This is a genomic window from Dietzia sp. HMSC21D01, assembly GCF_001815995.1.
GTDB classification, from domain to species: domain Bacteria; phylum Actinomycetota; class Actinomycetes; order Mycobacteriales; family Mycobacteriaceae; genus Dietzia; species Dietzia cinnamea.
The window spans coordinates 1-7,400 of record NZ_KV824164.1 but is presented as its reverse complement, the minus strand read 5'-3'; the positions used below and the strand labels follow the sequence as shown (position 1 = coordinate 7,400).

Sequence of the window (7,400 nt, the reverse complement as noted above, 5' to 3'; positions counted from 1 at the left end):
GCCCGCCGGGCTGGTGGGCGCGGCCGGGATGGGCGCCGATGCTCGAGTGGTCGGCGGGCCGGCGGTCGCGGGTGCGGAGGCGGTCGAGGCGGTGGCGGGGTGATCCGCCTGGCCGGCCGGAGTGGTCCGCGGCACCCGGATGATCCACGGCGGCGGGCGCTCGCCCGTGGCGTCGGTGCCGTCGAGCCCGGGCTCCGGCGCTGCGTCGTCGGCGGGCAACGAAGTGACGACCGTGGACGACAGGACCCAGGTCCGAGGACTCGTCGACTCGAGCGGCGCATCGGGGCCCGTGGACGTGGCCGGATCGATGGCCGACGACGCGCCCCGCGGGCCGAACGGCGCCAGCAGGAACACCAGCACCACCGCCGCGACCGCGACCATCGTCCAGCCGAGCGCCGCATGCGACGTCGAGTCGGACGACGGGGAGGCGGGCGGCGGGTCGGTCACGCCGTCGCCCCGCGCGGTGTCGGCGGCGAGCGTGTCAACGGTGTCGCGGCGCCCCGCCCCGACCCGCCATCTGTCGCCGGACCGCCGGAAACCGATCATCGTGCCCCCTCGCCAGGCACCCGCGCCGGTCGGCGGGTGCTCATCCGGGAGACATCGAACCGTCCCCTCTCCCGCGCTCTACATCGGCGCGCGGACGGTAAGCGTTACCTCACTATCCAGCGGGACTCGGGGCTGAACTGGGAGAACGGAAGTCAGTGGGCGTCCAGTACTGACCGACGGCCGTCCGGGACTGGCTAGGGTCGACCTCGTGGACAGGGTGTACGGGAACAGGCTGCCGACGGCGTACCGCTGGGGCGTGACCGCGCTGGCGATGGTCCCGCTGGTGGCGCTCGTGGCGGGTGCGCTGGCCGGGCAGGTGGCTCTGGTGCCGGCGTTCGTCCTCTTCGCGCTGGGAGCGGTTGCCGTGGCGGTGTACTGGGCCGGGGGCACGACGATCTCCGCCGATGACGGGACCGTCCGCATCGCGCTGTTCCCGTTGTGGCGCAGGCGCATCCCGGCCGAACAGATCAGGTCCGTGCACGTCGAGGCGGTCACGCCGATCGGCCGAGAGTGGGGCAACCGCGGATCATTGCGCCGCGACGGCGAGATCTTCATCGACGCCGGACACTCCTCGACCTGCGTCGCGTTCCACCTCCACGACGGCCGCGTGATCCGGGTGGGGGTCGAGTCGCCGGAGTGGGGCGCCTGGATCGTGGAGTCGCTGGCAAGGGCCGCAGGCAGCTGAGGGCCGGGCGCTGAGCCGGCGGGGTGGGCCGCCGAGGGCCTGAGTCGGCGGCCGGTCAGCCGATCGCGGCGAGGAGGTCAGCGCACGCCTTCTCGCACCGACGGCACGCCTCGGCGCACAGCCGGCAGTGCTCGTGCATGTCGGCGTGCTGCTCGCAGTCGTCGGCGCACGCGGCGCACGCGGTTCGGCACGCGCTGAGCTGCGCCTTGACCACCTCGAGGTTGCTGCCGGTCCGGCGGCTGAGCAGCGCCGCGGTGGCCGCGCAGACGGCCGCGCAGTCGAGATCGGTGCGGATGCAGTCGCGCAGATCCGCGACCGACTCCTCGGCCAGACAGGCGTCAGCGCACGAGGAGCAGATGGTCGCGCACGCCGCGGAGGCCTCGAGGGCCTCGGCGAGCAGCTCCACGTCGAGCCCGCCGGTCGGATTCGGATGGGACCTGATCATCTCGGAAGTGCTCATATGCCCACGCTACCGTTGTGGGCAGTCGTGTCAAGGCCGGCATTCGCGGTGGAATCCGCGAGGACGTCCGGCAGTAACGGAAGCTCGATTATGTCGTCGGGTATGCGGGGTTCGCCGGCAGGCACCGATTCGCACCTCGGCGAGGGGCGCGTGGAAGGCGATCAGTCGAGGTCGGGGCGTCGGCGATTGCGCTTGATTTCGGCGCGTCGACGTTCGCGCTGGAGTCGTCGGCGGCGCGAGCCGAGGGTGGGCCTGGTCGGTCTCCTGGGGGCCGGCGGCGCCACGGCGTCGCGCAGCAGGTCGGCGAGTCGCTGCCGTGCCGTAGCGCGGTTGCGCCGTTGGGAGCGGTTCTCCTCCACGGCCACGGTGAGGACGGAGCCCGACAACCTCGCGGCGAGCGCCTGAAGCGCCCGGGTGCGCTGAGGCTCGTCCAGGGCCGTCGTCGTGGCGAGATCGAGGCTGAGCTGGACCCGCGAATCGGCGGTGTTGACGTGCTGCCCGCCCGGGCCCGACGACCGGGAGAACCGCTCGAGCAGTTCTCCGGTCGGGATCACGAGACCGCGGGAAGCGCCGGGCCCCGGGGGGACTCGCAGGTCGTCCATGACGTCAGTGTCCCGCATAGGGGCGCGGGACGGTGGGCCGACTGGGCCGCACCTGGCCTCACCGGGCCTCACCGGACTCCCGGGCGTGCGGCGACACTCAGGGGTCGGGCTGCTCCACGTCCCGCGTGCGGGTTTCGTCGGCCAGCCGCGGCTCGACGCGTCTGTCCGGGTGGAAGCCGGCCTTGTCCGCGTAGAACGCGCGGATGCGGTCCATGTCCGCCGCGACGTCGCCTGTCAGCTCGATCGTGGGCCCCAGCCCGGTCGTCATGGTGGCCCGATCGACGTACCCGAGCGTCACCGGGAGGCCCGTCTCCCGCGCGATCCGGTAGAAGCCGGACTTCCAGCGTGAGTGCCCACTGCGCGTGCCGTCCGGCGTGATGACCAGGCAGAACGTTTCTCCGGCGTGGACCTGCCGGACCATGTCCTCCACGACCCGGGCCGGGCTCCCGCGGTCCACGGCGACCCCGCCGAGCGCCCGCATGAGCGGCCCGCGCCAGCCGGAGAAGAGGCTGGCCTTGCCCAGCCAGTGAACGTCGATGCCCAGACGCCATGCGATGCCGAGCATCAATACGAAGTCCCAGTTGGACGTGTGTGGGGCGCCGAGGAGGATCGTCGGTCGATCCGGGCCGGGGCTGGTGGACAGCGTCCAGCGGCTGAAGCGCCAGAAGAGGCGAGCGGCAAGGGAACGGATCACCCCGCCACCCTAGGTGAACGAGGGGGCGCGGGCTGAGGGATGAGGCTGCGGGGTTCGCGGCGGTGACGGCGAGTTCAGCGCTCGCCGGTGACGACCCTGGCCAGCAAATCGGCGAGGCGTTCGTCGATGCCGTCGCGCTCGGACTCGGGGATATCGAGCGCGTCGAGCAGGGCCCCGCGCAACACCGGCCACCCGTAGACGGCAGTGAACGCCAGTAGCAGCTCGACGTCACCGGCCGGCGGGGGAGAGCTCATCCGGCGCAGCGCGGCGGCCGGCCGCTGGGAGGGATCTAGCATCGGCGGGAACGCGGCATCGCGGTCCAACGCCAGCCACGCCAACAGCCTGCTGATCTCCGGGCGTGAGGAGGCGCCGAGCAGCATCCCGCGCACGGCCTCGCCAGCGTCGTCGAGGTTCTCGAGTCGCGCCGCGCCGAACCGCACCGCGTCCTGCATCACCGCGGTGATCAGCGCGTCCTTACGGCCGATGTGCCGGTGGATGAGCCCGAGGTTCACCTGCGCCGCGTCCGCGATGTCGCGCAGTGGGACGTGTGGCCCGCGCTCCGACAGGAGTCGGCGGGCCTCGCGCATGACCGCCGAGCGGACCTCGTCACGGCCGGTCGGGCGGGCATCGGAGGTGTTCTTCCCGGTTTCCATCCCCAAACTGTACACAACTGACTACAGTCGCAGCAGTTGCGCGCGACACCCGCGCCCCTACCCACGCGAAAGGCCCCGCCGATGAGCACCCCCGACCGCCGCGACGACATCGACGCCATCAAGGCCCTCAAGTACCGCTACCTGCGCTGCGTCGACCTCCGGCTGTGGGACGAGCTCGCCGAGACCCTCGCCCCCGAGGTCACCGCCTCCTACGGCAAGCGCCTGAGCTACACCGGCCGCGACGAGGTCGTGGCCGGGCTGCAGCAGCAGATGACCGACGGCGTCATCACCGAGCACCAGGCCCACCACCCCGAGATCGAGATCGACGGCGACACCGCCACGGGCCGCTGGTACCTGCAGGACCGCGTGATCGTGCCCGAGTACGACACGTTCATCTTCGGCAGCGCCTTCTACGACGACGCCTACGCCCGCGTCGACGGCCGCTGGGTCATCACCCGCACCGGCTACAAGCGCACCTACGAGGCCATGATCAACCTCAAGGACGTGCCCAGCTTCCGGCTCAACGACAACCACCTGGCCCCCGCCGACGAGAAGTGACGGCGGCGCAGACCGCCCGGACCGGCAGCGCAGCCGACGGCCGTGACGGTGACGAGTGGACCTGATCGTCATCGCCGCGCTGTGCGTGGCCGCCGCCTCGGTGATCGGCGGCGCCACCGGGTTCGGCACCTCGCTCATCGCCACGCCGCTCATGCTCACCGCGGGCATCGGCCTCGCGGAGACGGTGGTGGTCAACCTGGTCGTCGCGCTCATCACCCGCGTGGGCGTCACCGTGCAGTTGCGCGAGCACATCGACTGGCGGCGCGTCGCCGTCCTGGGTGCGGCGTCCGTGCCCGGGGCCTGGCTGGGCGTGCAGACCGTCACGCTGCTCCCGGATCAACACCTCAAGCCGGCCGCCGGCGCGGTCACCATCCTGTGCGGACTCGCCATGGCGCTGCCCACCAGGCACGAGGCCCGGCCGCCGTCGGCGGCGATCACCGCCGCGGTCGGCGCGATCGGCGGGTACTTCTCCACCACCACCTCGCTGAACGGCCCACCCGTCGTCCTGCTGCTGGGCCGCGCGAAGATCCCGCCGATGAGCTTCATCGCGGACCTCGCCGGCTACTTCGTCATCACGAGCATCGTCTCGCTCGCGCTGCTGTGGTCGGGCACGGGCATCGACCTGCCCGGCCTGTGGCCGCTGCTCGCGGCGTGCGTCGTCGCGGGGGTCACGGCCAACCAACTGGGCATCGCGATCGCCCGGCGCCTGCCCACCCACCTGTTCCGCTCGGCCGTGATCGTCCTCGTGGTGATCGCCGGCCTGCTCACCATCGTCACCGCGTGAGCGCCACCCACCCGTCACCGCACCACCCACGGAGGACCCCATGACCGACACACCGCAGAGCTCCGCGAACCAGAACACCGCGAGCCAGAACACCCCGGCCCAGGACACCTCGACCCGACTGGCCGGCAAGGTCGCCATCGTCACCGGCGGCGGCCAGGGCGTGGGCCGCGGCATCTCGCTCGGCCTCGCCGAGTCCGGAGCCGCCGTGCTGCTCGTCGGCCGCAAGATGCACAAGCTCGAGCGCGTCGCCGAGGAGATCCGCTCCGCCGGCGGCACCGCAGAATGCCTGGCCGCCGACATCATCGCCGAGGACGCCCCCGAGACCATCATCTCCACGGCGGTGGAGCGCCTCGGCGGCGTCGACATCCTCGTCAACAACGCCAACATGGCCATGCCCCTGCCGCTGTCCGACTACCCGGACGACGACTTCCGCACCGCCTTCGAGGGCGGCCCCCGCGTCACGCTGAGCCTCATGAAGCTCGCCCGCCCCGAGATGGCAGAGCGCGGCGGCGGCACCGTCATCAACCTCGTCACCTCCGCCGCCGTGCGCTGGGACGCCGCCAACTACGGCATCTACGCCGCCGTGAAAGAGGCGGTCCGCGCCCTGACCCGCGCCGCAGCCTACGAATGGGCCGCCGACGGCATCCGCGCCCTCAACGTGGCGCCCCACGCCCACAGCCCCGGGCTCGACTGGTGGATGGACAACAACCCGGAGGAGGCCGCCGAGTTCATCGCCGGCATCCCCGCCGGCCGGGTGGGTGACCCCGTCGCCGACATCGGCCGACCCGTCGCCTGGCTCTGCTCGGCAGAGGCCTCGTATCTGACCGGCGCGACCATCCCGCTCGATGGCGGGCAGTCGCGCTGGGGCTGACCTCGTCGTCGTCGCCGTCACCCCCGACCCACCGCCGTCGCCTGACGCCCCGCACCGAAAGGCCCCCGCAATGACCGACACCCCCGCCGCCACCGGCGGCACCGACACCCCCGGCTGCGACGCGCTCGCCCTGGCCGCCGACATCGCCTCCGGCGCCACCACCGCCGCCGAGGTGCTCGAGGACGCCATCGCGCGCATCGAGGCCCTCGACCCGCAGCTGAACGCGATGGTCGCCACGCGCTTCGACGCCGCGCGCGCCGAGGTCGAGGCCGGGCTGCCCGACGGCCCGCTGCGCGGCGTGCCGATCGTCATCAAGGCCCTCGGCACCGACGTGGCCGGCCTGCCCGCCGCCGACGGCTCACGGCTGTTCGCCGACGTCGTGGCCGACGTGGACAGCACCGTGGTCCAGCGCTACAAGGCCGCCGGGATGGTGGTGCTCGGCACGACCAACGTGCCCGAGATGGGCAAGACCACCACCACCGAATCGCTCCTGCACGGGCCGTGCCGCAACCCGTGGGACACCGCGCACTCCACCGGCGGGTCGAGCGGCGGATCGGCGGCGGCCGTGGCCGCGGGCATGGTCCCGGTCGCCCACGGCACCGACGGCGGCGGGTCCATCCGCATCCCCGCCGCGATGTGCGGGCTCGTGGGACTCAAGCCCAGCCGCGGCCGCGTGCCCACGTGGCCGCACCCCGACGCGCTGTCGTCGCCCCTGTCCTACCACCACGCTCTGACGACGACCGTCCGCGACAGCGCCGCGCTGCTCGACGCCGTTGCCGGCCACCGCCCCGGCGACGCCTACGGGGCCCCCACGCCGCCGCGGCCCTTCCTCGACGAGGTCGGCGCCGACCCCGGCCGCCTGCGCGTGGGGATGCTGCGTGTCGCGCCCGGACCGTTCCCCACCGACCCCGCGTGCACCGCCACCGTCGACCGCACCGCCGCGCTCCTGGGGGAGCTGGGCCACGAGGTGCGCGAGGTGGAGCTCGACCTGGACGTGATGGAGGTGATGTCGGCGGTGGGTGCCATCATGGGCGCCCAGCTGCGCGCGACCGTCGACGCGCGGCTCGCCGCGCTGGGGAGGGAGCTCGACGACGACGACATCGAGCCCTGGACCACGGTGATCCTCGACAACGCCATGACCCACTCCGCGACCGACGTCGCGCGGGCCCTGCAGACCGCACACCGGACCGGCTGGCGCGTGGCCGAGCAGTTCGGGCCGGACGGCGTGGACCTGCTGATGCTGCCGACGCTGCCCACGACCACACCGGAGTTGGGCTACCTCGACGTGAGGGACCCGGGGTCGATGTGGACCCGGTCCTCGGCGTTCTCCGTCTGCACCAGCATGTTCAACCTCTCCGGGCAGCCGGCGATCTCCCTGCCGCTCGGCGCCGACGACCGCGGCCTGCCCGTGGGCGTGCAGCTGGTCGCCGACTACGCCCGGGAGGACCTGCTGCTGCGGCTGTGCGGGCAGCTCGAGGCCGCCGCGCCCTGGCAGCGCGTGGCGCCCGGGTACGCCGGGTGGTGAGCGGGCTGCGCGGGGCGGCGGG

General features: G+C 73.0%; 9 protein-coding genes and 1 pseudogene. 5 read left to right on the top strand and 5 right to left on the bottom strand.

Going from position 1 to position 7,400, the window contains the following annotated elements:
• Positions 1–546: pseudogene (locus tag HMPREF3086_RS19165) on the bottom strand (hypothetical protein); the annotation flags it as partial.
• 208 nt (positions 547–754) lie between these two features.
• Between HMPREF3086_RS19165 and HMPREF3086_RS17205 the strand changes: the two are divergent.
• A complete protein-coding gene (locus tag HMPREF3086_RS17205) occupies positions 755–1,231 on the top strand; it encodes a hypothetical protein (protein ID WP_129591153.1) in 477 nt (158 codons plus the stop codon).
• A gap of 55 nt (positions 1,232–1,286) precedes the next feature.
• On the opposite strand, the gene HMPREF3086_RS17200 is transcribed toward HMPREF3086_RS17205, so the two are convergent.
• The 4 genes from HMPREF3086_RS17200 to HMPREF3086_RS17185 all read right to left on the bottom strand — a co-directional run bounded on the left by HMPREF3086_RS17200 (position 1,287) and on the right by HMPREF3086_RS17185 (position 3,640).
• Positions 1,287–1,691, bottom strand: a complete 405-nt coding sequence (locus HMPREF3086_RS17200) for a four-helix bundle copper-binding protein (RefSeq protein ID WP_070723154.1) — start codon at positions 1,689–1,691, stop codon at positions 1,287–1,289.
• 161 nt (positions 1,692–1,852) lie between these two features.
• Positions 1,853–2,293, bottom strand: coding sequence for an alternative ribosome rescue aminoacyl-tRNA hydrolase ArfB (gene arfB, locus HMPREF3086_RS17195; RefSeq protein WP_061229184.1), 441 nt, complete (start codon positions 2,291–2,293; stop codon positions 1,853–1,855).
• A gap of 97 nt (positions 2,294–2,390) precedes the next feature.
• Entirely contained in the window at positions 2,391–2,987 is a 597-nt protein-coding gene (locus HMPREF3086_RS17190) for a 1-acyl-sn-glycerol-3-phosphate acyltransferase (protein ID WP_061229148.1), read from the bottom strand.
• A 74-nt stretch (positions 2,988–3,061) separates the two neighbouring features.
• A complete protein-coding gene (locus HMPREF3086_RS17185) occupies positions 3,062–3,640 on the bottom strand; it encodes a TetR/AcrR family transcriptional regulator (protein WP_061229906.1) in 579 nt (192 codons plus the stop codon).
• Positions 3,641–3,721: 81 nt separating this feature from the next.
• Between HMPREF3086_RS17185 and HMPREF3086_RS17180 the strand changes: the two genes are divergently transcribed.
• From HMPREF3086_RS17180 to HMPREF3086_RS17165, 4 genes are all read left to right on the top strand, one after another.
• A complete protein-coding gene (locus tag HMPREF3086_RS17180) occupies positions 3,722–4,198 on the top strand; it encodes a nuclear transport factor 2 family protein (RefSeq protein WP_061229905.1) in 477 nt (158 codons plus the stop codon).
• 55 nt (positions 4,199–4,253) lie between these two features.
• Entirely contained in the window at positions 4,254–4,982 is a 729-nt protein-coding gene (locus HMPREF3086_RS17175) for a sulfite exporter TauE/SafE family protein (protein WP_061229904.1), read from the top strand.
• 40 nt (positions 4,983–5,022) lie between these two features.
• The gene (locus HMPREF3086_RS17170) at positions 5,023–5,853 is read left to right on the top strand and encodes an SDR family NAD(P)-dependent oxidoreductase (protein WP_083324510.1); all 831 of its coding nucleotides are present in this window, start codon (positions 5,023–5,025) and stop codon (positions 5,851–5,853) included.
• 70 nt (positions 5,854–5,923) lie between these two features.
• The gene (locus HMPREF3086_RS17165) at positions 5,924–7,378 is read left to right on the top strand and encodes an amidase (protein WP_061229903.1); all 1,455 of its coding nucleotides are present in this window, start codon (positions 5,924–5,926) and stop codon (positions 7,376–7,378) included.
• Positions 7,379–7,400: the final 22 nt, after the last annotated feature.